This is a genomic window from Bacillus sp. Root920 (assembly GCF_001429445.1).
Lineage (GTDB): Bacteria > Bacillota > Bacilli > Bacillales > Bacillaceae > Bacillus > Bacillus safensis.
Map to the genome: position 1 here is coordinate 290,392 of NZ_LMJV01000007.1, position 25,805 is coordinate 316,196.

28 protein-coding genes are annotated in these 25,805 nt (G+C 41.4%); 6 read left to right on the plus strand and 22 right to left on the minus strand.

All coding sequences use genetic code 11. The features are described 5' to 3' along the window. The first annotated feature begins 74 nt into the window (after positions 1–74). Positions 75–839, plus strand: a complete 765-nt coding sequence (locus ASE42_RS12780) for an alpha/beta fold hydrolase (protein WP_024422899.1) — start codon at positions 75–77, stop codon at positions 837–839. Positions 840–885: 46 nt separating this feature from the next. Here the strand turns inward: ASE42_RS12780 and ASE42_RS12785 are convergent, their stop codons facing one another. Continuing rightward, positions 886–2,193: an aminotransferase class I/II-fold pyridoxal phosphate-dependent enzyme gene (locus tag ASE42_RS12785; RefSeq protein WP_056767262.1), complete on the minus strand. Its 1,308-nt coding sequence runs from the start codon at positions 2,191–2,193 to the stop codon at positions 886–888. 138 nt (positions 2,194–2,331) lie between these two features. Next, positions 2,332–3,261 carry a ribonuclease Z gene (gene rnz / locus ASE42_RS12790; protein WP_056767266.1) on the minus strand — a complete coding sequence of 310 codons (930 nt, stop codon included), beginning with the start codon at positions 3,259–3,261 and terminating at the stop codon, positions 2,332–2,334. 221 nt (positions 3,262–3,482) lie between these two features. On the opposite strand from rnz, the gene zwf reads away from it, so the two are divergent. Next, positions 3,483–4,958, plus strand: a complete 1,476-nt coding sequence (gene zwf, locus ASE42_RS12795; protein ID WP_024422901.1) for a glucose-6-phosphate dehydrogenase — start codon at positions 3,483–3,485, stop codon at positions 4,956–4,958. A gap of 47 nt (positions 4,959–5,005) precedes the next feature. Here the strand turns inward: zwf and ASE42_RS12800 are convergent, their stop codons facing one another. The 10 genes from ASE42_RS12800 to ASE42_RS12845 all read right to left on the minus strand — a co-directional run bounded on the left by ASE42_RS12800 (position 5,006) and on the right by ASE42_RS12845 (position 15,160). Next, positions 5,006–5,728 (minus strand): GntR family transcriptional regulator, encoded by a 723-nt coding sequence (locus ASE42_RS12800; protein ID WP_024428032.1) that lies wholly within the window; start codon positions 5,726–5,728, stop codon positions 5,006–5,008. 189 nt (positions 5,729–5,917) lie between these two features. Then, positions 5,918–7,324: a glycoside hydrolase family 1 protein gene (locus ASE42_RS12805; protein WP_029706057.1), complete on the minus strand. Its 1,407-nt coding sequence runs from the start codon at positions 7,322–7,324 to the stop codon at positions 5,918–5,920. Next, positions 7,308–8,654, minus strand: coding sequence for a PTS cellobiose transporter subunit IIC (gene celB / locus ASE42_RS12810; protein WP_024428031.1), 1,347 nt, complete (start codon positions 8,652–8,654; stop codon positions 7,308–7,310). Before celB ends, ASE42_RS12805 begins: the two co-directional genes overlap by 17 nt. 25 nt (positions 8,655–8,679) lie before the next feature. Next, positions 8,680–9,012: a PTS lactose/cellobiose transporter subunit IIA gene (locus ASE42_RS12815; RefSeq protein ID WP_024422904.1), complete on the minus strand. Its 333-nt coding sequence runs from the start codon at positions 9,010–9,012 to the stop codon at positions 8,680–8,682. 3 nt (positions 9,013–9,015) lie between these two features. Continuing rightward, a complete protein-coding gene (locus tag ASE42_RS12820; RefSeq protein ID WP_024422905.1) occupies positions 9,016–9,327 on the minus strand; it encodes a PTS sugar transporter subunit IIB in 312 nt (103 codons plus the stop codon). Between the two features lie 140 nt (positions 9,328–9,467). After that, the gene (locus ASE42_RS12825) at positions 9,468–10,253 is read right to left on the minus strand and encodes an SDR family oxidoreductase (protein ID WP_056767269.1); all 786 of its coding nucleotides are present in this window, start codon (positions 10,251–10,253) and stop codon (positions 9,468–9,470) included. Between the two features lie 12 nt (positions 10,254–10,265). Continuing rightward, a complete protein-coding gene (locus tag ASE42_RS12830) occupies positions 10,266–11,114 on the minus strand; it encodes a GRP family sugar transporter (RefSeq protein ID WP_024428029.1) in 849 nt (282 codons plus the stop codon). Between the two features lie 116 nt (positions 11,115–11,230). Beyond that, entirely contained in the window at positions 11,231–12,640 is a 1,410-nt protein-coding gene (gene gndA / locus ASE42_RS12835; protein WP_024428028.1) for an NADP-dependent phosphogluconate dehydrogenase, read from the minus strand. Between the two features lie 98 nt (positions 12,641–12,738). Next, a complete protein-coding gene (locus ASE42_RS12840) occupies positions 12,739–13,983 on the minus strand; it encodes a DNA polymerase IV (protein ID WP_024422908.1) in 1,245 nt (414 codons plus the stop codon). 199 nt (positions 13,984–14,182) lie between these two features. Then, entirely contained in the window at positions 14,183–15,160 is a 978-nt protein-coding gene (locus ASE42_RS12845; RefSeq protein ID WP_200956595.1) for a carbon-nitrogen hydrolase family protein, read from the minus strand. A gap of 165 nt (positions 15,161–15,325) precedes the next feature. On the opposite strand from ASE42_RS12845, the gene ASE42_RS12850 reads away from it, so the two are divergent. Together ASE42_RS12850 and ASE42_RS12855 are read left to right on the plus strand one after the other, a co-directional pair. Next, a complete protein-coding gene (locus tag ASE42_RS12850) occupies positions 15,326–15,607 on the plus strand; it encodes a hypothetical protein (protein ID WP_024422910.1) in 282 nt (93 codons plus the stop codon). A gap of 28 nt (positions 15,608–15,635) precedes the next feature. Beyond that, the gene (locus ASE42_RS12855) at positions 15,636–16,454 is read left to right on the plus strand and encodes a membrane protein insertase YidC (protein WP_056767272.1); all 819 of its coding nucleotides are present in this window, start codon (positions 15,636–15,638) and stop codon (positions 16,452–16,454) included. Between the two features lie 36 nt (positions 16,455–16,490). On the opposite strand, the gene ASE42_RS12860 is transcribed toward ASE42_RS12855, so the two are convergent. Genes ASE42_RS12860 through mce form a run of 4 tightly spaced genes read right to left on the minus strand, consistent with a single transcriptional unit; the run spans position 16,491 to position 19,986 of the window. Then, positions 16,491–16,955, minus strand: a complete 465-nt coding sequence (locus ASE42_RS12860; protein ID WP_024422912.1) for a chemotaxis protein CheW — start codon at positions 16,953–16,955, stop codon at positions 16,491–16,493. 14 nt (positions 16,956–16,969) lie between these two features. Continuing rightward, positions 16,970–18,091, minus strand: coding sequence for a M20/M25/M40 family metallo-hydrolase (locus ASE42_RS12865; RefSeq protein ID WP_056767275.1), 1,122 nt, complete (start codon positions 18,089–18,091; stop codon positions 16,970–16,972). A gap of 16 nt (positions 18,092–18,107) precedes the next feature. Then, positions 18,108–19,571: an acyl-CoA carboxylase subunit beta gene (locus tag ASE42_RS12870; RefSeq protein ID WP_080652973.1), complete on the minus strand. Its 1,464-nt coding sequence runs from the start codon at positions 19,569–19,571 to the stop codon at positions 18,108–18,110. Continuing rightward, positions 19,564–19,986, minus strand: coding sequence for a methylmalonyl-CoA epimerase (gene mce, locus ASE42_RS12875; protein WP_056767278.1), 423 nt, complete (start codon positions 19,984–19,986; stop codon positions 19,564–19,566). Before mce ends, ASE42_RS12870 begins: the two co-directional genes overlap by 8 nt. A 101-nt stretch (positions 19,987–20,087) precedes the next feature. Between mce and prli42 the strand changes: the two genes are divergently transcribed. Continuing rightward, positions 20,088–20,180: a stressosome-associated protein Prli42 gene (gene prli42 / locus ASE42_RS19375; RefSeq protein ID WP_149126490.1), complete on the plus strand. Its 93-nt coding sequence runs from the start codon at positions 20,088–20,090 to the stop codon at positions 20,178–20,180. A gap of 38 nt (positions 20,181–20,218) precedes the next feature. Here prli42 and ASE42_RS12880 read toward each other — a convergent pair whose 3' ends face one another. The 6 genes from ASE42_RS12880 to ASE42_RS12905 form a co-directional block, all read right to left on the minus strand. Next, positions 20,219–20,728 carry a L,D-transpeptidase gene (locus ASE42_RS12880; RefSeq protein WP_025093002.1) on the minus strand — a complete coding sequence of 170 codons (510 nt, stop codon included), beginning with the start codon at positions 20,726–20,728 and terminating at the stop codon, positions 20,219–20,221. 52 nt (positions 20,729–20,780) lie between these two features. Then, positions 20,781–21,734, minus strand: a complete 954-nt coding sequence (locus ASE42_RS12885) for an aromatic acid exporter family protein (RefSeq protein ID WP_025093001.1) — start codon at positions 21,732–21,734, stop codon at positions 20,781–20,783. A 120-nt stretch (positions 21,735–21,854) separates the two neighbouring features. Continuing rightward, positions 21,855–22,577, minus strand: a complete 723-nt coding sequence (locus ASE42_RS12890) for an amino acid ABC transporter ATP-binding protein (RefSeq protein WP_024422918.1) — start codon at positions 22,575–22,577, stop codon at positions 21,855–21,857. Continuing rightward, positions 22,570–23,226: an amino acid ABC transporter permease gene (locus ASE42_RS12895; protein WP_024422919.1), complete on the minus strand. Its 657-nt coding sequence runs from the start codon at positions 23,224–23,226 to the stop codon at positions 22,570–22,572. Before ASE42_RS12895 ends, ASE42_RS12890 begins: the two co-directional genes overlap by 8 nt. A gap of 114 nt (positions 23,227–23,340) precedes the next feature. Next, a complete protein-coding gene (locus ASE42_RS12900; RefSeq protein ID WP_024422920.1) occupies positions 23,341–24,105 on the minus strand; it encodes a transporter substrate-binding domain-containing protein in 765 nt (254 codons plus the stop codon). 195 nt (positions 24,106–24,300) lie between these two features. Next, positions 24,301–24,738, minus strand: a complete 438-nt coding sequence (locus tag ASE42_RS12905) for a BrxA/BrxB family bacilliredoxin (protein ID WP_024428021.1) — start codon at positions 24,736–24,738, stop codon at positions 24,301–24,303. Between the two features lie 169 nt (positions 24,739–24,907). On the opposite strand from ASE42_RS12905, the gene ASE42_RS12910 reads away from it, so the two are divergent. Further along, positions 24,908–25,801 (plus strand): YegS/Rv2252/BmrU family lipid kinase, encoded by an 894-nt coding sequence (locus tag ASE42_RS12910; RefSeq protein WP_056767281.1) that lies wholly within the window; start codon positions 24,908–24,910, stop codon positions 25,799–25,801. Positions 25,802–25,805 lie beyond the last annotated feature (4 nt).

The window sequence follows — 25,805 nt, forward strand, 5'->3', positions numbered from 1 at the left end:
TTTGTTTTTAAGAGAAACATATCTGCCTTTTGTGCCGTCTTTTAGCTAAAGAACCACTTAGAGGAGATGGAAGAATGAATTCGGCAATGATTGAAAAAATGTATCATATAGATGGACACCACTTTTATACAAAACATCGTCAAGGCAAAAGGCAAGCCACGATTATCTTTGAAGCAGGCTACGGCATTTCTAGTGACACGTGGTCGAATATGGCACGTGATATTGACCCAGAGCTTGGGGTTTTCTTATACGACCGTTTAGGAAATGGAAAGAGCAGTGAGAGCGGTGAAGGAAGAACCTTGCATGACCTCGCTGATGATTTAGATGCACTGCTGAAAGAAGCCAATATTCAGCCGCCATTTCTTATTGTCGCTCACTCATTTGGCTCTCTTGTCAGCCGGTTATGGGCAAGCCGCAGAGGAGATGATGTCATTGGTATGGTGCTGTTAGACCCGGCAAGTGAGGAGCAAGAGCAGGTGATCCTGCCGCTTTTATCAAAGGAAGAACGCACTTCATATATGGCGCAGTTTACAGCAGAATGTACGCATGAGGACTTTCAGCAAATGCTAAGCACAATCAAAGAGGAGCAAACCCATTATGGAATGATGCCGCTTCTTGTCATTTCATCAGGTAAGAGCCGATTGTTTCACCCAGCTCATGAAGCTTGGCTCAGACTTCATAAACGCATGCTGTCTTTGTCATCCCAAAGCGGATGGATTCAGGCGCAAAACAGCTCGCACTATATTCATCATGATGAACCGCATATTGTACAGCTTGCTATCTATGATGTATGGTGCGCAGCCAAGCAACCTGTCTCCTATTATCAAACGGCTAATTAAAATAAAAAACTCCTTGACCCGTTATGAGTCAAGGAGTTTCCTTTATTTATGCCGTTGGAGCAGATTGACTTTTTTCTGAAAGCAGCTTTTCAATACTGACAAGCTGAACACATAATGTAAAGATGTCAATCGCTTGCTCTAGTTCTTCAAGAGCCGGGAATGTTGGTGCAATGCGAATGTTACGATCAAGCGGATCTTTTCCATATGGGTATGTTGCACCTGCACCTGTCATTGTGACACCTGCTTCTTTTGCTTTTTGTACAACAGCTTTTGCACAATGATCAAGTGTATTTAAACTAATGAAATATCCACCATTTGGCTTGTGCCATTCAGCAATGTCTTTCCCTCCAAGTTTTTCGTCAAGAATGGAAAGAACGAGATCAAATTTTGGCTTAATGATCGCTGCATGCTTTTTCATATGTTCCTTCAAACCTTCTGGATTTTGGAAGAAACGAAGATGTCTTAGTTGATTAATTTTGTCTGGTCCGATCGTTTGAATCGATAATTGCTTTTGAGTGAAGCTTACATTGTCAGGGCTAGACGCCATCAGTGCAACACCTGAGCCTGGGAATGTAATTTTAGATGTAGACGCAAACATAAATACACGGTTCGGGTATCCTGCCTCTTCAATTGCTTGAAAAATATCTTTTAACGTATCAGGTGTATCCGTTAGATGGTGGACTGCATATGCATCATCCCAAAAAATGCGGAAGTCGTCTGCTTTTGTTTTCATTGAAGCTAGGCGGTCAACGACTTCATCTGAATACGTAATGCCGTCTGGATTGCTATATTTAGGTACACACCAAATGCCTTTAATCGCTTCATCTTCTGCGACCAATTTTTCTACCTGATCCATATCAGGTCCATCAGCCTTCATATCGACCGTGATCATCTCTATGTTAAATAGCTCACAAATGGCAAAATGACGGTCATACCCTGGGCTTGGTGCAAGGAACTTTACCTTTGGCAGCTCTCCCCAAGGTGTTTTGCTGTCACATACGCCGTGAGTCATCGCACGTGCAATGGTATCATGCATCATATTCAGGCTTGAGTTACCGCCGATGATGATTTGTTCTGGTTTTAAATTGAGTACTTCTGCAAAAAATTTCTTCGTTTCAGGAAGGCCTGTCAAGCCGCCATAGTTTCGCACATCTGTGCCATCTTCAGCTGTCATTGCATCCTTTGATGTCACAACATCGAGCATGCCCATAGACAAATCGAGCTGTTTTGGTGAAGGCTTCCCTCTAGACATGTCTAAGTGCAAGTTTTTACTTTTGTAAGTTTCATACTCATTTTGTAGTGCCACATATAGGTCATTCAATTCTGCTTCACTTAATGCTGTAAAACCGCTCATCTTTGATTGTGCCTCCCGTATTCTTCATAGTTTAATTCGTCATTTGTTTTTCTTCACCATTTTACCACTACCTGAAAAAGAGCGTCATCATAAATATCAAAAAAATCACACAACTTTTTTTGACGATTCATCCAATTTTTACAGGGTGCGTTCAATGGGGAAAGAAGAGAAATCATGTGCAGCTTCTGTCAGCGGGAATATATCGCGGGCTTCTTTCAACAGTTGTTTCAGTGCCTCTTCTCCTTGGTACCGTGCACTTATATGGGTCAAAATGAGCCTTTTTGCGCCTGCTTCCTCTGCTGTTTTCGCTGCTTGTTCTGTTGTACTGTGATAATAATTGTAAGCTAAATCTGCATCTTCTTTACCGAATGTTGCTTCATGGACTAACACATCCGCATTTTTGGCAAGCCTTGTTATATTCTCGCACAAACGGGTATCTCCTGAAAATGCAACGATTCTCCCTTTTTTAGGGGGTTCCAAATAATCGGTTCCATCAATGGTTCTTCCATCTTCGAGTGTCACGGTTTCCCCATTTTTCAACTTCTGATACAAAGGTCCAGGTTTTACACCGATTTCTTTTAGGTCTTCGGCTTTTAATGAACCAGGCATATCTTTTTCCACAACCCGATAGCCGTAAGCTGGAATCCCGTGAGAGACTCTTCTTGCTTCTACTTGAAAGGTATCGTCTTCAAACACGACCCCTTCATCTATTTCTATGATATGCAGCGGATATGTCAAATGCGTTTGCGAGGCTGAAAGTGCTGCGTTCACAAAGGCCTTAATGCCCTTTGGTCCATAGATCGTCAATTCATCCTCTCCGCCTTGAAAGGATCTGCTGCCAAGGAGTCCCGGAAGGCCATATACATGATCACCGTGCATATGTGTGATAAATATTTTCTCGATCTTTCTCGGTTTAATCGTTGTATGTAAGATTTGGTGCTGCGTTGCTTCTCCGCAATCAAAAAGCCACACTGCATTTCTTTCTTCTAAAAGCTTTAGCGCTGTGCAAGTGACGTTTCTTGTTTTTGCAGGAATGCCTGCACCTGTTCCTAAAAAGAGCAGTTCCATTACTTTTCCTCCTAAAGCCGGTATACAATATCTTCATTCATATAGAATACATGAAGACAAGGTAAATGTGAATTCAGCGGAATTTTTGAAAAAAGTGAAACGAGAGCAGAAAAAGTCGAATCAAATGTTTGCTTTACGAACAATGAAGCTTTAAAATAAAGAAAATGTACATACATTCTCGGTTTTTACAACAATGCTACGAATAAAGTGAGGTACTTCTCGTGAATACAGAAACTAACAACCCTAAAGCAGTCATTGTCATTTTTGGCGCAACAGGAGACCTTGCCAAACGCAAGCTCTACCCTTCTATACATAGACTTTATCATAGCGGAAAGCTAGGTGATCAATTCGCTGTTGTCGGAGTTGGACGCCGTCCATGGTCTCATGAGGACCTCAGAGCTGTGGTAAAGGAATCTGTTTCTTCTGATGATGCAGAAGCGAAAACAGAAGAATTCATTTCACATTTCTATTATCACGATTTTGACGTATCAAGCCCTGCTTCCTATCAAGCGCTTAACACGCTTCTAACAGGTCTTGAAGATACGTACAGTATTCCAAATAACCGCATGTTCTATTTAGCTATGGCACCGGAATTCTTCGGAACGATTGCGAAGTTCCTAAAGAGTGAGGGCGTATCAGAAACAACCGGCTGGTCACGACTTGTCATTGAAAAGCCATTTGGGCATGATCTGCCAAGTGCCAAAACATTAAATGAAGAAATTCGTGATGCATTCACAGAAGATCAAATTTATCGTATTGACCACTACCTTGGTAAACAAATGGTTCAAAACATTGAGGTCATCCGCTTTGCGAATGCTATCTTTGAACCGCTTTGGACAAACCGCTATATCTCAAACATTCAAATTACATCCAGTGAATCATTAGGGGTTGAAGACCGGGCTCGATATTACGAAAATTCTGGTGCACTAAGAGATATGGTCCAAAACCATATGCTTCAAATGGTTGCCCTTTTAGCAATGGAGCCGCCAATTAAACTCAATACAGAGGAAATCCGCAGCGAAAAACGGAAAGTATTGCGCGCTCTTCGTCCTTTTTCTAAAGATGAGGTCGATCAATTCTTTGTCCGCGGACAGTATGATACTGGTACGATTGATGGCAGCGAGGTTCCTTCTTATCTGAAAGAGCAAAATGTTGACCCGAACTCAAACACAGAAACATTTGTGGCAGGGAAACTGCTGATTGATAACTTTAGATGGGCCGGGGTGCCATTTTACATTCGGACAGGAAAACGGTTAGAAAAGAAATCTACTCAAATCGTAGTTCAATTTAAAGACATTCCAATGAACCTATACTATGGAAACGGAAATGCCATGCATCCAAACTTACTCGTCATTCATATTCAGCCAGATGAAGGCATCACCCTTCACCTGAATGCTCGCAAGCTCGATGGCGGCACGTATGCGAAACCGATTAAGCTTGACTACCAAACAAACTATAACGACATCATGAATACACCAGAAGCATATGAAAAGCTGATTCATGACTGCTTGCTAGGCGATGCAACAAACTTTGCTCACTGGGACGAGGTGGCACTTTCTTGGAACTTCGTTGATCCGATTTCTGAGAAATGGGCAGAAAGCAAAACATTAAAACCAAACTATCCTGCTGGTTCTATGGGACCGAAAGAAGCTGATGAGCTTCTAGAAAAAGATGGATACCATTGGTGGAATATATAAAATCAAATGAAAAAAGAGCAGTCTCCCTTGGGGGTTCTGCTCTTTTTTTAACGTCCTGTTTTCGTGATTTCAACCGTTGAAAAGTCAAATTTATCATAGCGATGATGGCTAAATGAGTATTCAAACGGCTGCCCTGCGTTTAAATAAGCAACCTGCTCGACTTCAAGCACAGGATCTGTTGGGTCACACCCTAAATACTGCTGATCCAGCTGATCTGATTTAGCCGCCCTAATTTTCTTGTGCGCACCTGCTATTTTTAAATGAAGCTCATTTGAAATGTAGCCATAGATAGAACCCAGTAGAACTTCTTCATCTATGCCCTTAATGAGATTGACAGGCATAAACGTTTTTTCTAATACGTAAGGCTCTTCATCCACAAGACGGAGCCGGATGATATCATAAACAGGTGTGGTTGAGTCAATAGATAGATGGGCTGCCACCTCTTCGCTTGGAAAATGGACATCAAAATGAATGATTTGAGTCGTGACGTTTTTATCCGCCATGACCTTTGTGAACCCTTTATTTTCATGGCCTGATACATTGATTGCCCCTTGATTGAGCGCTGCCTTTACAATAAATGTACCGTGGCCTCTTTTTCTAAAGAGCAGACCTTCTGCAACGAGAAGATCAAGCGCACGTTTCATTGTCATTCTGCTGCATTGAAATTCGGCGGCAAGCGAGTTTTCATCTGGAATGGGTTGATCTTCTGGATAATAGGCTGTTCCTATTCGTTTTCTGATTTCTTCTGAAATGAGTTCGTACTTCTTCATCTCACACCACCAACTGACTTGTTTTTTCATAGCGCTTTATTCTAGAAGGAAATATGGCGTTTTTTAGCCTTCCTCTCATTTTACACTAAGGGATGTGAGCTTAAAAGGTGCCAGCCATTTTTGTTTCATCCACTTACCGTCACATAAGAAAAATACTTGTTCTTTTCAAGGAAAGAGCAAGTATTTTGATTAAAAACCGTTATTCTTTGAAACGGATTGAAACCAGTATCCGCTTTTCTTAATCGTTCGTTTCCCGTCTTTTTGAAGATCAACTGAGACAAATCCATAACGATTTTTATATGCATTCGACCAGGACCAGTTGTCCATAAAGGTCCATAGATGATAGCCTTTCACATTGCTTCCTTCTTGAATGGCTTGATGCACCCATTTGAGATGCTCAGAAATAAAGTCAATGCGGTAATCGTCATGAATCATTCCTTCTTCATCCTTAAACCGCTCTTCTCCTTCGACGCCCATTCCATTTTCAGATATAAAGCATTCAATATTATCATAGTCTGTTTGGACTTTTTTCAATATGTCGTAAATGCCCTTTTCATAGATTTCCCAGCCTCGGTACACATTCATTTTTCTTCCCGGCATCTCAAAAGAATCAAAATAATGGTTTGGCATAAATGGTGCTTGAGGATGCGGCATATGCTCTTTCGCTTTCACTCTTCTTGGCTGATAATAGTTGATGCCTAGAAGATCAATCGTATTCTCTCGAATGAGCTCAAGGTCCCCTTCTTCCATACTTGGCATAAAGCCTTCTTTCTTTAAGACTTCTACTAGCTTTTCCGGGAAATGCCCCTTCACCGCAGGATCTAAGAAGGAACGGTTAAAGAAAGCATCGGCCATCTCTGCTGCTTCTACATCGCGCGGATGCTGGCTTCGCGGGTACGAAGGAGTCAGGTTTAGGATGATGCCAATCTTACCGCCTTGCTGCAGCTTTTTATAAGCCGCAATCGCCTTCGCATTTGATAAAAGTTCATGAAAACCGACCTGTACAGCCTTTTGGAAATCAACTTCGTTTGGATAATGAAAGCTATACATATATCCGCCTTCTACAGGAACAATCGGTTCGTTATGGGTAAACCATTTTTTCACCCGGTCGCCAAATAATTGGAAGCATAATGTTGCATAGCTCACATAATCATCGACCACCTGTCTGTTCACCCAGCCGCCTTTCTCCTGCAGCGCCATTGGCATATCGAAATGGTACAGGTTCACAAATGGCTCGATATCATGTGCAATCAGTTCATTGATCACATCATTATAAAAAGACACCGCTTCTTCATTCACAGCACCTGTTCCTTCTGGTAAAAGGCGTGACCATGAAATCGACAACCGAAATGAATTGTGGCCAATTTCTTTCATGAGACGGATATCCTCTTTATATTTTCGATAAAATTGAGATGTCACGTCCGGTCCTACGCCATCAAAAAAACGAGTTGGCTCTTGTTCAAACCAATGATCCCAAATGTTCGGTCCCTTTCCATCGCCGGGGACGCTCCCTTCTGTTTGCGTCGCAGAAGCAGAAGATCCCCACCAGAAACCTTCTGGAAATGTATATGATTGCTTGTTAGTTTCCATCGACATGTATTGAGTCTCCTTCACCTTTGATGTTTGCTGCCTTCGTTTTTTCTGTTGTCGTTATTTTTTCATTTTTCACATTCATACGGTCAATAAATTTCAGGAACGGGAACCAAATGACAAACACAATCATCAGGTTAAACAACTGAAGCAGTCCGCCCGCTAGTGAATTTGTTGCCATCATTCCGCTAATAAAGATCGGCACTGTCCATGGGATATTCACGCCTGTCGGCGGCGGTACAATCCCTGATGCCATCGCAAAATAAGTAATACATGTAATGACCATTGGCGCCAAAATCCACGGAATGAGAATAAGCGGATTCATGACAATCGGTAAACCAAAGATAATCGGTTCATTGACGTTAAATAATCCTGGTCCTAAGCCAAGCTTGGCTACTTGTTTTAATTGCTTACTTTTCAGGAAAATTAAAATCGTAAACACAACAGCAAGCGTCATACCGGTTCCACCCATTCCAACCGTATAGATTTCAATAAACTGCTTGCTGATGATATTAGGAACCTCACCTGTTTTTGTGTAGCTCTCTAGGTTTTGAATGGACAATGTATTCCAAATCGGATCCATGACAGAGTTGATAATAATTTGGCCATGAAGCCCAAAGAACCAAAGAATTTGTATAAAGAAAACAGCGATCAACGTCGGAATAATACCGCTTCCAAGACCGACAAGCGGCGCCTGAATGGCATGATAAATCAAATCATGCATATTTGTTTTGAAGCCTTGTGTAATGATGATATTAATGAGCAAAAAGGTTGTAAGTGTCAAAGTAGCCGGGATCAGTGCAGCAAAAGACTTGGAAACAGCTGGCGGAACCCCTTGCGGCATATTGATCACAAATTTCTTTTGGACAAAATAACGATAAATTTCAGCAGACAAAAAGCCTGTGATCATTCCTAGGAACATCCCCTTTGCACCTAAACGATCAACTGGGATAACGCCTGCAATCGTTGCACCGCCTTCTTGTTCTAGTAAAAACGGAGTTAGAAGCAAGAAAGAGGCTAAAGCAATCACGCCGCCAAAGACAGCTTCTACATCATAGCTTTTTGATAAATAGTAGCCAATCCCAAATACAACAAACACACTCATAATGCTGATGGTCGCACTTGGTGCGATATTCAGTGCAGACTGGACGCCCTCCAGTACGGTTTTACTCATGATTCTATCTAAAAATGGCAAATTCATCAGCACAACCATAATGGAACCAAAGATGGTGAGCGGGAACGCAAGCATAAAGGCATCACGTAATACGCCTAAATATCGGTTGTTGTTCAATCTCCCAGCAATCGGAACCAAAATGGCACTTATTTTATCAAACATTGGTTTCCCCCCTTGTTTACACCCTTTATTGTTTAAGCGATTGGAATATCGGCAGAAGCTCTCCCACAAGCTCCTTGATGGTAATGGTCGACATTAAATGATCTTCAGCGTGCATGAGCAATAGGGAAAAGGATGTTGTTTCTCCTCCTGCCTCTTTCTGCACGAGTTGAAAATGGATGTCATGTGCAAGCCGTAAATCTTCTTCCGCTTCTTTCATATGACTAAAAGCTTCTTCTTCTAGACCTTCTCGATATTGTTTCAGAGCCTGAAGCAATTTGCTGCGTGCATTCCCGCTGTGTAAGATCAATTGAAAGCTCACTTGTTCCTCCGTGAGCCCTTCCAGTGTTTTCTTTTCCATCCTTTAAGATTCCCCCATCAATGTAAGTGCCTGTTCATATGCTTTTTGTCCATCGGCAAGCCCGTATGCCTGCATATCAATGACCTCTACCTCAATCCCGTATTTTGTTGCTTCTTTTTGGAGGTCTCCTTTTAAAAAGCTCATTTGCGGTCCGATTAACACAACATCTGCATTCGCCATTTCTTTTTTTGCTTGATCTTGACCAACTGCCCAAATTTCTGCTTCGTCCCCAATTGAATCGGCATGTGCTTTCATTTTTGTCACTAGTAAACTCGTAGACATTCCCGAACTGCATGCTAATAAAATACGTTTCATTTCTCTCACCCCATTGTTGTAATAAAAGCGCTTCCAATTAATATTATATATTTTTATTTTTAAATGTCTAGACATTTAATTTCATTTGTCTGTATTTAATATAAAAAAGAGCGTACAATACGCTCTTTTTCTTAATTATCTTATCCTTTTCCTGCCTGGAACCCAGGATACTTTGTCATGCCGCCGTCTACATATAACGTCAGGCCTGTGACATAGCTCGCCTCTTTTGATGCCAGCCAGACAGCGCATGCTGCCACTTCTTCTGGTTTTCCAATATAGCCGATTGGAATCAGCTCAATCACGCCTTTTTTCAATGCTGGATCATCGAATTTCTCCGCATTAATCGGGGTATCAATAGCGCCTGGTGCAATGCTGTTTACACGGATTTTTTTAGGGGCATATTCAAGCGCCAATGTTTCTGTCAAAAGCTTTGCGCCTCCTTTACTAGCTGCATAATGGACAAAATGAGGCCAAGGAATTTGCTGATGAACCGACGACATATTAATGATCGAGCCTTCTATTCCATGATCCGTCATATACTTCAGTGCATCACGGCACCCTAGAAACATGCCTGTTAAATTGGTAGACATTACTTTGTTCCAATTATCCAGCGTCATTTCTGTAGAGGGTACTTCATTTTCAATGCCTGCGTTATTGATCATCACATCAAGACTGCCGAATGTATCAACGGCTTTATCAATCATCGCCTGCATATCCTCTTCCTTTGATACGTCTCCCTTGATTTTCACAGCCTTTCCGCCATGTTTTTGAATTTCTGCAATGGTATCATCTGGATTTTCTTTATCAGAGAAGTAATTAATCACCACATTGGCTTTTTCTTGTCCAAATCGGCGGGCCATCGCTTGACCAATCCCTGTACCTGCACCTGTAATCAGAACTGTTTTTCCTTCTAAATCTGGATACATTCGTGTAACCTCCTATTTTGTAAAGCCTAGCAGCACACCGCCTGCAATAATCATCAAGCAGCCTGCAATGACAAAGCTTTTTCTAGATGCTTTCTCTTTTAATAAGTAAATGCCGCCTAGTGTTGAGATGACAATCCCTGTTTGTGACATCGAAAAGCTGACGGCTACGCCGATTAATGGAATGGCCAAAAGCAGACCAAGATTTCCTGTTGACCAAACAAGACCGGCAATGATATTTCTAAACGTATATTTACTAAATGGGTCCTGCTTTAAACTAATCGCTAAGGATGAAAGCAGCATGCCGACGGATTGCGGGACAAGTGCAGACCAGCCATCAATATCAAACCATCTTAAAATGACGACATATCCGACGTAGCCAACGGTTGAGATGAGCAGAATAATGATCCCTTTTTTAAAATTGCCTCTGCCATTCCCGCCGCCATTCTTTTTTTGACCGAGCGATGTCATGACAACCCCTGCAATGATCAGTAAAATGGCGCAAGAACCAATGAGTATGACCGTCATCGTCTGCCATTCTTTGAAGACCATGACGCCAAATAGCGTTGTGCTCACAAGCTGCATGCCCGTTGATAAAGGAACCGCTTTAGACACACCGAGAAAAGCAACACTTGAAAGCTGATTCATTTGTCCAATACTCCAGAAGATGCCTGAAATGACGGAAACCGCAAAAATAAGCGGTGTCAGCTCTGGCATTTTGATGAAAAAGGCAGCAATCGAAAATAAAAACGCGCCGAGCGTAATGCCAAGGGTTTGCTGATACGCATTCCCGCCTAGTTTGACACTGATGAGAACAATACTTCCCCAAAATATCGCTGGGAGAAGTGCATATAAGATGCCCACTTCTATCCCTACTTTCTTGTCTTTTTTACATAGCATCCCTCTTTTTCACATTTTTAGCCGAAAAGATGCAAACAAAAAAACCTTACCAAAGGTAAGGTTTTTCAGTCGTTCTCTGTTTATTTCATCCATTCAGTATGGAATACGCCTTCTTTATCTGTACGCTCATACGTATGTGCACCGAAATAGTCACGCTGTGCTTGAATTAAATTCGCTGGAAGGACAGCTGTGCGATAGCTATCAAAGTAAGCAAGTGCACTTGAGAATGAAGGAACAGGAACTCCTTGTTCCACTGCAAGTGAAATGACTTTACGAAGTGATGATTGATAGTTTTGAGCAATATCCTTAAAGTATGGATCAAGCAATAGGTTTTTCAGTTCAGGATTACGGTCATATGCTTCTTTAATTTGTTGTAAGAAGGCTGCACGAATGATACATCCGCCGCGGAAGATCATCGCAATTTCACCGTATTTTAAATCCCAGTTATATTCATCAGACGCTGCTTTCATTTGAGCAAAGCCTTGTGCGTAAGAGCAGATTTTACTCATGAATAGGGCTTTTCTAACTGCTTCGATCAGCTCTTGTTTATTCTCAGCTGATTGCGCCGGCTCTGGACCTTCGATCAATTGACTTGCTTCCACACGTTCATCTTTCATTGCTGAAATGTAGCGCGCAAAAACAGACTCAGTAATGATTGGAAGCGGGACACCTAGATCAAGTGAGCTTTTGCTTGTCCATTTTCCAGTTCCTTTTTGACCAGCTTTATCTAAGATCACATCCACAAGCGGCTGGTTTGTTTCCTCATCCACTTTTGTGAAAATGTCAGCTGTAATTTCGATTAAATAGCTGTCAAGCTCGCCTTTATTCCACTCTGAGAATACTTCATGAAGCTCCCCTGCTGACAATCCAGCAACATGCTTCAAGATAAAGTATGATTCAGAGATCAATTGCATATCTCCGTACTCGATACCGTTATGAACCATTTTGACATAATGTCCTGCTCCATCTGGGCCGATATACGTTGTACAAGGCTCGCCATCTACTTTCGCAGAGATCGCTTCTAAAATTGGTTTTACTAGCTCATGCGCTTCTTTTTGACCGCCTGGCATAATGGAAGGACCTTTTAGCGCGCCTTCTTCACCGCCGGAAACACCTGTACCAATGAAGTGAATACCACTTTCTGCAAGCTCTTGGTTACGTCTTTGTGTATCCTTGTAATATGTATTTCCACCATCAATTAAAATGTCACCTTTCTCTAGGTGAGGAAGTAATGATTGAATGGTTGCATCTGTTGCTGCACCAGCTTTTACCATTAAAAGAATTTTACGCGGTGTTTCAAGCGACTGAACAAATTCTTCGATGCTGTATGTGCCAACAACGTTTTTTCCTTCTGCTTCTTGAAGAAACTCTTCTGTTTTGCTGCTAGATCTGTTATAAACGGATACGGAGAAACCGCGGCTTTCAATATTGAGGGCAAGGTTTTTCCCCATAACGGCTAGTCCAACCACACCGATTTGTTGTTTTGACATAATTCTGACGTCCCTTCTAACACACTATATTGATTACTGCTGAAATGATGTACCCTTTGAAATTACCACAACATCACCTCTTTTATCAAGTTTTCAGGCTAGTCATTTCCTCTTTCGTCCTGAAAAAAATCTTTATTAAAACTTGTCCCGCTTGTTTTGCTCTCTTTTTCCTTAATGGTGATCCCTCTTTGCACCAATGACTTTCCATATTTTTCTTTCAGTCCATCTAAAATGGTTTGGAGAGGCTCTTCTTTTGCATCTTCTGTATATGAAAATAAATCAAGCTGTTTAACAGCTGCTTTTCGTTCGACAAGGTCTGTCCCCGTCACACCTAAGAGCCTCACTGGCTGATCATTCCAATGTTTAAGGAATAACTGCTTTGCCGCTTCAAATATGTCTTCCTTTCGATCCGTTGGATTTGTGAGCATGACACTTCGCGTGATATTTTTCCAGCTTGCATACCGAATCATGATGAGCAGCCGGTTCGCCATCACTTCTTTTCTCCTTAACCTTGCACTCACAGATTGTGACAGCTTATCAATTAACGTGACAAGTTCATCTGAATCATCCGAATCATGAGGAAGAGTAGATGAATTGCCGACGGATTTAAATTCGTATATTCTTTCTGGGTCTACGATGCCGTCATGTTCACCATTCGCCTTTTGCTTTAATCTCGGTCCATTAATGCCAAGCAATTCTTTTAGCGTATACTCATTCGCTTTCGCTAAATCTTCAATGGTATGAATTCCGATTTTTTTTAATTTCTCTGCCGTTTTTTGTCCAACCCCGTGCATATCACCAGCAGGGAGCGGCCAGAGCATGTTCGGAACATCTCGTTTACGCAATATGGTGATGCCCATTGGCTTTTTCCAATTTGACGCCATTTTCGCTAAAAATTTATTCGGTGCAATGCCGATACTTGAAGGAAGCATCAGCTCCTCTACAAGCCTTGTTTGAATATCATGAGCCGTTTTTACCGCATGCTCGGCATATGGCGTATGTGTTAAATCAATATAGCCCTCATCAATCGATACAGGTTCGACTAAATCACTGTATTCTCTTAGTATTGTAAACATCTCTTGTGAGGAGCTGCGGTACCGGTCAAAGTTCGGTGTGCGGACAATGAGTCCCGGACATAACCGCTTCGCCTCCCACAAGGGCATCGGGGGCTTCACACCTAGTGCTCTTGCCTCGTAGCTGCACGTCACAACAATCCCTTTACGCTCTTTTGCATTTCCGCTGATGGCTAATGGTTTCCCTCGCAAAGAAGGATCATACGCCATTTCTACATTGGCATAAAAAGCATTCATGTCTATATGAAAAATAATATTTGACATTGGCATAACCCCATTTTCTTGTCTACCTGTATTTTGATCAGCTGATTCCTAATAAATCAAACATGATTGCTCTCTTATGTTCAATTATACATTGATTTATTTCATCTTTCCTTAAAAAAACCTTCTCTAAAAAAGAGAAGGCCAGACTGTTAACAAAGGGCTAAAATGATCTTGATTTTAGCCCTTTGTCTTCTTTTCAGCGTGATCAAAAAATGTCCTCATATGTGAATACTTCATTTTTTTGATGATGTAAATGTTTTACCACCGGATTGGGCTGCTGATGAAAATTCATACTCAAACTTTGATTGGAGTAGTGTCCAGCCGGATCAATATAATACTTGTAATCAATGACTCTTTCTACATCAATTTCAGCGTAAGCAATTCCTTCCGTTTCAGCAGGAACCATATCACTGATCGGTTCTCCGTCCGGCCCGTAAATGCACGTATGCCCGCTCTTAAATGTTTCAAAGTAATCTCTTTGCTCCTGCGTTAAACAAATCATCTCTTTCATTTCTTCCGTATATATAGATGATGTCATCAGCACAAATGTCTGTGTCGCGATGGCATAATATCTGCTTGAAATTTCATCGTCAAAATAACCTGGCCAAGAGGCTACATGTACTTGCTCATTTTGAGCATTCATCGCCATAAGATCAAGCGGGACTTGATGCTCCCAGCACATCAATCCGCCAAGGTTTCCAATGTCAGTTTGAAAGACCGGCATCATACTTCCATTTCCATCCCCCCAAATGAGTCTTTCTGCTACAGAAGCTCTCATTTTCCGGTGTTTTCCTATTAAATCCCCATTTGGATTAAACCAAAGCTGAGCTAAATAGAGAGAGCCGCCATCTTTTTCACTGCATGATATACAAACGTACGTTTCATTTCTTTTTGCAGCCTCACTGATTTTTTGAATGGCTAAGCTAGGGATTTCAACTGCATTTTTATATAATTCATGATAGAACTTTCTCGTATATTCTGGATGACCAATAAAAGCAAACCAAGGATAACCAGGTAAAAATGCTTCTGGGAATGCCACAAGCTTTGCACCATTTGAAGCTGCCTCGTCGATCAGTTCACATGATTTCTCAACGGTTGCTTCCAAATTTAAGTAGACAGGTGCTGCTTGTACGGCAGCTGCTCGAAACTTTGGATAAATACTTGTCATATTCAAAACCTCCATTTCTTTTCATCCCCCTCATTATAGGATAGGAAATATGAAGTTTGGATGACAATTACTATTTTATACAAAATAAGGAATTTTATTTAATGGAGAATACACACGGTTCTGTTAGACATTTAACCATGTGTATAGTACACTGTGAGTAATGAAATGGATGTGATAATCATGATTATTGATACATTCAATGAAGTCTTTTTCCTTGTTGAATTCTTTACGATTATTCTTCCAGCGCTGACGGCCATCGGCATTGCGTTTTTGCTAAAAGACTGCCGTATGAACGAACATCTTGGTGGACATCGTTTGGAAGAGTTGGACGCATCTTGCTTGAATCGAACAGACTTTCTGTTTATCATATATGATCGCATTACAACTTGGATTAGTAAAGTCATTCGAATGAAACGATCATCTAATGATGATGAAGACCATTCGCTTCCTCTCACTAATTAAATTTTTTTAATCATGAGGAGGAAACGAATTGAAACGTTTATTGACTGTTTTTACGACTTTTTGTTTGATGATGATTGCGTCACCTGCATTTGCAGCGAGTGCGCAAACGAATACGAGCTCTGATGGGTTTTTCCATCATTATTTTGTTCAGCCTTTTTCTGAGCTGATCATTTGGCTTGCGAACTTTTTCCATGATGATTATGGTTTATCCATTATGTTTGTCACCTTGATTGTCCGCCTGCTGATTTTCCCGCTTTTTGCGAACCAATTTAAGAAGCAACGAGTCATGCAGGAAAAAATGGCACTGGTGAAACCTCAGATTGACCAAATACAAAGCAAACTGAAGAAAACAAAAGATCCTGAAAAACAAAAAGAACTGCAAATGGAAATGATGAAAGTATATAAAGAGAACAATGTGAACCCGCTGGCAATGGGCTGTCTGCCGATGCTGATTCAAATTCCAATTGTTTTTGGCTTTTACTCAGCGATTCGCTCAACACCTGAGATCGCAACTCATACGTTCTTATGGTTTAACTTGGGACAAACCGATTTATTGGTGGCAGTCTTTGCAGGGGCTATGTATTTCTTGCAATTTTATGTCACTCAAAAATATGCGAAGCAATCAGGCACCCAGACAGAGGCTGCGCTGAAGCAAGCGAAAGTAATGGGCATGATTTTCCCAATCATGATGCTGTTTCTTTCAATCAATGCACCCGCTGCTCTTCCTTTATACTGGATGACAAGCGGACTATTACTCACGATTCAAACGATTATTTTAAATGTCATGTACCAAAAATCAAAAACGAAAGCTGCGGCTAACGAACAAGCCAAACCAGCTGCTGAATAAAAATAAACCCCTTATCTTTAGATAAGGGGTTTTTCATTATGCCAATTCTTCTTTCAACCGGTCTGGCAATTGATCGAGGTCCTCAATTTTCCCAAGGAACTTATTTGGGTCCACTTGTAAAATCATTTTGTTTTCTCTCTCCACAACGCCGAAGAAATATTCAGATGCCTTCGTGTTCATATGAAATGGCTTGATCTCGCTTTGCTCGATATCGATAATATCTTTTGCATCTGAGACAAGACAGCCAATCATTTGATCGTTTACTTCAAATAGCAGCACCTTGGACTGCTCGTTCACATCAAGAGGCTTTCCGTGAAGCATCACGCCTGTGTCACTGACAGGAATGACCTCTCCTCTTAATGACATCAGTCCTTTAATTTCTTTTGGAAGGTTCGATACTTCTTGTAAGTAAGGGACCTTTTCAATCGAACGAATATGCTCTACACTGATGCCAAACTCCTCTTGCCCCACCTGAAAAATAATAATCTTTTGCGTGCTCACAGAGTCTCCTGCCTTTACGATGGATTTGTCGTTTCTTCGATAATGGCGAGAACCATTTCAGCTGTTTTGACTAATTCTTCAATCGGCATTTTCTCATTTTTCGTATGAATATCTTCATATCCAACAGCTAGGTTGACAGTTGGGACGCCGTTGCCTGCAATGACGTTTGCATCACTACCTCCGCCGCTCGTCTGCAGTTCTGAAGGACGGCCAATTTTTGCTGCCGCTTTTTTCGCCACTTCTACGACTTGATCGCCGTGTGAGAATTTGAAGCCTGGATACATGATGTCAATTTGTACATCGGCACTTCCGCCCATTTCTTTAGCTGTTTTTTCAAAGGCTTCTTTCATCTTCGCTACTTGAGCTTCCATTTTTGCTGGTTCTAAAGAGCGTGCTTCCGCCAAAATATCGACTTGATCGCACACAATATTCGTTTGTGTTCCGCCTTCAAAACGGCCGATATTCGCCGTTGTTTCTTCATCAATCCGGCCAAGCGGCATGCTGGCAATTGCTTTTGATGCAATGGTAATCGCAGACACGCCTTTTTCTGGCGCGACGCCTGCGTGAGCGGTTTTTCCGTAAATCGTTGCGCGTACTTTTGCCTGTGTTGGTGCAGCTACAATAATCGTACCAACCTTGCCATCTGAATCAAGGGCATAGCCGTATTTCGCTGTCATCAAATTCGGATCTAACGCTTTTGCTCCAACAAGTCCTGATTCCTCGCCTGCTGTGATCACAAATTCAATTGTTCCATGCGGTAAACTTTTCTCTTTCAGCACGCGGATCGCCTCAAACATAGCAGCAAGTCCTGTTTTATCGTCAGCACCAAGAATCGTTGTTCCATCTGTTTTCACATAGCCGTCCTCAATGACTGGTTTTACGCCATTCCCTGGTACAACTGTATCCATATGAGAAGTGAAATAAATTGTATCTGCCTCTTGATTCCCTTCTAAAGTACAGACAAGATTGCCTGCACCGTGGCCTGTTGCCGCTTTTGAATCGTCTTCAATCACTTTTAGACCAAGCTGCGAGAATTTTTCTTTTAATACTTCAACAATTTTCTCTTCGTGTTTTGTTTCTGAATCAATCTGAACTAATTCTAAAAATTCGTCTAGTAGGCGTTTTTCATTGATCATGATGATGCTCCTCCTCTTATAGCGGCATGTTGCCATGCTTTTTTAACGGTCTATCTTCTTCCTTACTGCGAAGCACATCAAATGAGCGGATCAATCGCTCTCTCGTTTCAGCTGGCATAAAAATATCGTCTATCAGACCTGCCTGAGCCGCTTTCCATACACTTGGTTTGTTTTCAGACTTGCGCGAAGCAGGATGAACGATTTCGTCTGCGAACGTTTTCCCCATGACATCAATTTCGGCTTCTGGCCATGCATAAACAAAGTCAGCGCCTAAGCCCTTGCTATTCATCGCGACATATGCACCGCCAAACGCCTTTCTTAAAATCACAGTGATTTTTGGAACGGTTGCTTCAGCGTACGCATATAAAAGCTTTGCCCCATGGCGGATAATTCCCGCATGCTCGGCTTTTTCTCCTGGTAAAAAACCAGGGACGTCCACAAGGGTTAAGATTGGAATATGAAACGCATCACAAAATCGAATAAACCTGGCCGCTTTATCGGCAGCGTCAAGATCAAGGCTGCCTGCCAGCACCTTTGGCTGATTGGCAACAACACCAATGGAGGCTCCTTGTAATCTGGCAAAACCTGTGACAATATTTTTTGAGAAACAAGGCTGCGTTTCAAAGAATGAGTCTGGATCGGTTATCGCTGTCACCACTTGTTTGACATCATAAGTTCGTGATGGATCCTTTGGCAAGATGCTGCCTGGATCGGCGGTATCATGCTTTCGCGTCCCAGCGCGTGTGACAGCCTGCTGTTTCGTTTGTATGTACGTTAAAAGAGTTCGAACCGCTTCTAACACGTCCTTCTCATCTTTCCCAGTATAGTGCACATTCCCGCTCGTCTGATGCTGAACACTTGCACCGCCAAGACGGTCAGGACAGACCGTTTCTCCTGTTGCCTTTTCTATTACTTTCGGACCAGTTAAAAACATATGAGCTGTTTGCTCTGTCATGAAGACAAAATCAGTCAATGCAGGAGAATAAACTGCACCTCCAGCACATGAACCTAAAATAACAGATATTTGCGGGATTCGACCAGAGTACAGCACATTCCGTTTAAAAATCTGTCCGTATCCTTCTAATGATACCACACCCTCTTGAATTCTCGCACCACCTGAGTCTTTTAGACCGATGACCGGCATCTGATTTTTAGCTGCCAGATCCATTAAAGAGGCAATTTTTTTCGCATGCATTTCGCCTAATGAGCCCCCATATACGGTTGCATCTTGTGCATAAACACAGACAGGCTTACCGTGAATGAGTCCCGTTCCAATGACGACGCCGTCACCAACATGCTCTGACAGACCGCCTGTTGCAAATGACTGAATTTCCATCAAGCTGCCCTCGTCAAGAAGTTCATGCAGCCGCTCTCGAACCGTCAGCTTTCCTTTGCTTCTGTGAGCCGCTGCTCGTTTTTCGCCGCCGCCCATTAACGCTTTATTCCGCCATTCAGACAAGTCATTGAACGATTCATTCATCGCAATATTTCTCTCCTTTCAAGGACCCGCACAATTCAAATAACACACCTGACGTTTCTTTAGGTGAAATAAAGGCAATCTGCTTTCCGCTGGCGCCCATCTGTGCTTTTTTTTGGAGAAGCTGCACGCCAAGGTGATCGAGACGGCTAAGATCAGCCTGAATGTCATCTGACTTTAACGCTATATGATGAAGGCCCTCTCCTCTTTTTGTTAAAAAGGTATGTAGTTTACTGCCGGCTGAGATGGGCTCAATTAATTCAATGTGCAGATCATCAAGTGAAGCGAAGGACGCTTTAATCTCCTGCTCAGGAATCTCTTGTATGTCTGAAAAATGCCAGTTAAATAGCTGATGAAGCGTTTGAGATGTTTCTTTAATAGAAAAGACGGCAATGGCAATATGATCGATTTGGTTCATCCGTTCACTTCCTTTGCTGATCACTTGTCGCATATGAAAAAACCAGATAAAATAAAGACAAGTGCGCTTGTCGCAAAAATCTTCGGTTATAGGGGTGCGATATGTCTCAAAAATTCATGAAATTTATGGTATTGCTTATGATTAGCCTGCTGTTAGTTTCTTCACTTTTAGCAGGAGCAGCAGCCTTTTTATAAGGTTTGAATAAAAGCAGACAAGCAGGTGATTCGCGATATCAACGAATGGCCTGTTTGTCTTTGGCAAGCTTTTCAAAGGAATCGCTTGATGTTGTAATCCATACCTTGGTGCCAATTGGAAGCTGATCAAACAAAAGCTCTACATCATGATTATGAAGCCTTACACAGCCTGCTGTGATAAATTTCCCAATCGATGTTTCGTCACTCGTTCCGTGAATTCCGTAGGTTCTGCCATCTGTTCCTCGTGCATCAAATCCAATCCATCTTCGCCCAAGAGGGTTATTCTTTGCACCCCCTTCAATATTCTTTCTTCTATAATAGGGATCTTTCGCTTTGATCATAATCGTAAATTCACCTTCTGGCGTTAAATCGGTTGTTTTTCCTGTTGAAGCAGGATATACTTTTTGAATTTTCCCTTGATCAATAAAGGCAAGTTCATTCGTTTGTTTATTAATAATGACAAACGGGTCACCTGGAAGCGGGTTTTGTCCAAGCGGCCAGATAGGTGAAAGGGACATGGTCAGTACGGTATAAAATAAAAGACGCATAGGCTCCTCCTTTTTCATTAGATTGACCAATGAAGGAGGAACTCATGCGTCTCTATTCTTTCATCCCTTTAAAATAGCTTTTCAGTACTAAATATTGTTCCATTTCACCGAGGAAATGAAAAAGTGCCGCTCTTGCCTCAAATTCTTCTCTTGTTTGCGGGAGCGGAAGTGCATCGAACTCTTCTTTCATATCAATGAGACGTCTTAAAAACTTATGCGCTGTGTTCCCTGGGTGAATATGTTCGCGTAAGTCTCTAATGTATTCTGCAATGATTTGTCCATGCTCCGTTGTGACGGAAATCGACGTAATTTTGGGCAGCACACGCTCAATGATTTCAAATTGCTTTTGTCTCATGTTGAAATAATGGTAATACAGGTTTTCATGTCTTAATACATGGTTTTCAACATCACGATATGCAAGAGCTTTCGCTTCTTTGATCAATTGATGTGTCTCTGGTATTTCTTTTCCTGTCCAGTCTTGTTTCCCTGTCATTAAGTATTGCTCGATTTCCTCAAAGATTTTAGCAAAGTTGGCTTCAATCTGTTCGCTGTAGCGTTTAAGTTTTTTATCAACACTTGGCATATAGAGGTTCATAATCAGCGCTACCCCAACACCAATGGTAATCAGCAGCAGCTCGTTCCAGATGAGGTGCAGGGTAATCCCGCCAGACATGTATAAATGGAGAATGATGACTGAACTTGTGACAATCCCTTCTTTAATTCGAAGGAAAACCGTTGTCGGAATAAAGACAAGCAGCATCAAACCGATCACAAAAGGATGATACCCAATCAGATCGAAAAATAAATAAGAAAATAAAATAGCAAGACTGCATGCTGCAAAGCGGGCTCCCGATGCTAAGAGGGATCTTTTCTTTGTCACCTGAATACACAGGATCGTAATAATCCCGGCAGCTGAATAATTTTGCAAGCCAAGCAATTGTGCAATATAAATAGCGATCGCTGTTCCTAATGCTGTTTTCAGCGTTCGGTAGCCGATTTTAAACATGATGTGATTCACTCTTTTCTGTCTTGTTTCCATTCACTTTTGTGAAATGATGAACTTTTTTTACTTTCCCCATTATAATCAAAAAAAGAAGGAGATGTTAAGTCTCCTTCTCTTATTTCTTTATAATATTTTTTGTAAAAAGTCTTTTGCGCGCTGTGAAGACGGTGATTCAAAAAATTGTACAGGGTTTGCATCCTCTACAATTTTCCCATCATCCATAAAGATCACGCGGTCAGCCACTTCTTTTGCAAAGCCCATTTCATGTGTGACGATGACGAGTGTCATTCCAGATTGAGCCAGCTCTTTCATGACTTCTAATACTTCTTTGACCATTTCTGGATCTAGAGCAGACGTTGGTTCGTCAAACAGCATAATGTCTGGTGTCATCGCAAGCGCACGCGCAATCGCTACACGCTGCTTTTGACCGCCTGACAGACGGTTCGGGAAATCATCTTTTTTCTCTAAAAGCCCTACCTTTTTGAGCAGGTCTTCAGCTTGTTTGATGCTGTCTTCCTTCGATTGATTCTTCACATTCATTGGCGCATACGTGATATTTTCCAGCACCGTTTTATGCGGGAAGAGATGGAAATGCTGAAACACCATTCCGATGTTCTCACGCACTTTTAGTGCATTCGTTTTTGGATTGGTGATTTCGGTGTCCTTAATCGTAATGACACCAGAAGTCGGCTTTTCAAGTAAATTCATGCAGCGGAGGAACGTCGATTTTCCTGAACCAGATGGTCCAATAACTGCAACAACTTCCCCTTCTTTAATGGTGGTGTCAATCCCCTTTAAAACTTCGTTTTTACCAAAAGATTTTGTGAGTTTCTCTATTTTAATCATTTGATTTTAACTTCCTTTCCACCGATTTGCCGACAAAGGTGAGAACAAGCACGATGACATAATAGATAAGACCCGCAAAAATAAGCGGTTCAAGATAATTATACGTGACGGCCCCTGCTTGATAGGCTCGTCTCATGACATCACCCAGTCCGATGACTGTTACAATCGCTGATTCTTTTGTCAGTGTAATCGTCTCATTCACAAGTGCAGGTGAAATATTTTTAAACGCCTGCGGAAGCAATAAGTCCTTCATCATTTTAGCATAAGGGATGCCTAAAGCAACGGCTGCTTCTTTTTGACCTTTATCAATGGCATTAATACCCGCACGAATAATTTCAGATACGTATGCCGCCGAGTTGAGTGAAAATGCCGCTACAGCAGCCCAGTATTGGTCGATTTGAAACCCAAGAAGCTGAGGCAGACCAAAATAAATAATGAGCAATTGAAGCACAAGCGGTGTGCCTCGGAAAATTGACGTATAAAAATCTGCAAGCCAAATGAGCGGTTTAAACACACTAATTTTACAAAGCGTTAATAAAATTCCTAAGATAAATCCAAGTAAAAGGGATACCACTACTATAGAAAGCGTGACCTTAAGTCCTTCTAGAATAAAGGGCATCTGAGGTATTACATCTTTAAAATCAAACATGACATTCTCCTTTTTTCTGCCTTCATACAAAACAGGAAAAAAGTTCAACATGAGTTGAACTTTTCAGCGCTTTTCTACTTGATTTTCTGGAATGACGCTGATCCTTTTCCTGACTTACTTTTCATCAGCAAACCATTTTTTAATTAATTTATCAAGTTCGCCATTATCTTTCATTTCTTTTAATGATTTATTAAATTTCGCTGTTAAGTCGCTGTTTTTCTTGAATGCAATGGCTGAACCTTCGTTTGAGCTGTTCAATCCAAATGCTTGGAAGTCTTTTTCCTTTTTCAAGTAACCAGCAGCTACTTTATCTTCAATAATTGCTGCATCAAAACGGCCTGCTTTAATCTCTTGAATGATATCAGAAATTTTATTACGGTCTTCAACTGTTAGGTTATATTTCTTTTGCAGTCCATTTGCTTCATCCTGTTGAATGGAACCTAATTGAACGCCGACTGTTTTGTCTTTTAAATCTTTCTCTGCCTTAATACCGCTAGATTTCTTTGATACAACCAAGTTTTTAGCATTGTAATAAACATCAGAGAAATCAACTTGCTTTTTACGTTTTTCTGTAGGTGTCATTCCTGCAAGGACAATATCAGCTTTGTTTGTTTTAAGGGCTGATACAAGGCTGGCAAAGTCCATATCTTGAATTTCTAGCTTGTAGCCGTTCTTTTTCGCTAGTGCTGTTGCAAGATCTACATCAAAACCGACAATTTTATCTCCGTCTTTTGATTCAAATGGCGGATAATCTGCTGATGTCGCCATAACGAGTGTCTTGTCATCTCCTGATGCGTTTGAATTATTAGAAGAAGTTCCGCATGCTGCGAGTGCAGCTGCAAGACCAGCTGTCATAAGTAATAATAACCACTTTTTCATATGATGATGCCTCCCAGTATTTAAAATCATGTAATGATTTGAATATTTATTCACTATAATGTATTTTAAACACTTTCTTTTTAAGATGCAATAGTATTTTGCTAAAATTATTTTGATTCTATTGTCTTATAAAACAAAAAACAGACCGATCTAAAGACCGGACTGCTTTATATTTATTCATTCAAACGTCATATGTTAGATTTCTTCGCAATGCTCATCAAAAGCGGCTTGTAGTTTTGAAACGACTTCCATTGGTTCGTGCCCTTCAATTTCATGACGCTCGACCATTTTGATGATTTTTCCATCTTTTAATAAGGCGAAAGATGGTGAAGATGGCGGGAAGCCTTCAAAGTATTCACGCGCTCTTGCTGTTGCCTCTTTGTCCTGCCCAGCAAATACTGTCAGCAATTGATCTGGACGCTTATCATAATGAACAGAATAGCCGGCAGCTGGTCTTGCAATACCGCCTGCACAGCCGCATACTGAATTCACCATGACAAGTGCCGTTCCTTTTTTAGTCAGTGCTTCGTCTACTTCTTCAGCTGATGTGAGCTCAGTGTAGCCTGCCTGCTTAATTTCTTCTCTCGCTTGTTTCACAATATCATTCATAAATAAATTAAAATCAATATTCAAGTTCGTCCACTCCTTTTGCGTACCATAACCATTTTAACTCCATCATATCAAGGAAAACGCCTGCGGGCAAATGTGTTGTCTTTTCCTTCGCGTCTTTTTCCGAACATCGTTTATGAGCTGTCAAATTGGGGAAAAGTGATGATAAAGAGACGAAAGGGAGAACTGCGTGATGGCACAATTTAAAAAAGCGATGCTCATTTATAATGGAAATGCCGGACAAAAAAACATGGAAAAAACACTCGGTCAAACAGTGCCTCTTCTTTCTCTACATATTGATGAACTCATTTTGAAACCAACAAAGCAGCCAAATGATGCTTATGATTTCTGCCGTCAAATTGATGAGACGGTGGAATTGCTCATCATATTAGGCGGAGACGGTACCGTGCATGAATGCATGAACGGCATTGGCAGCTTAGAAAAAAGACCCGCTGTAGCGATATTACCAGGCGGGACATGCAATGATTTTTCTAGAACACTAGGTATTCCTCAACAAATGCAGAAAGCCGCTCAAATGATTGTAGACGGCAAAGAGAAAAAGGTCGACTTAATCAAAGCAGAAGATCGATACGTGTTAAACTTTTGGGGAATTGGGCTGATCGCAGACACGTCCAACAATATTAACGACAAGGAAAAAGCCGTACTCGGCAAAATCAGTTACTTCACAAGTGCGCTGCGCACCTTGCAGCAAACAGATCCTTTTCACGTACGTATTGAGACAGAAGAGGAAAGCTGGGATGAGGAGGCCGTCATCGTTCTTGTCATGAATGGACATTTTATCGGTACAAATAGAATTGATTTGCCTCATGCAGCCATTGATGATGGAAAAGCAGAAATTTTAATTTGTAGAAATACGAGTTTCTCTGCTTTAAAAGAAATCTTCTCAATGAACCGGGAAGAGCTGGAGGATTTCACCGGCGATCTGTCTCTCATTCAAGCGTCCAGTATTCAAATCCACACAAAAGAGGAAATGGATGCTGATACAGATGGTGAAGTTTATATGACAGCCCCTTCTTCTTTAGAAGTGTTAAAACAGCATTTGACCTTTATTGTTCCAGCAGAATAAAAAA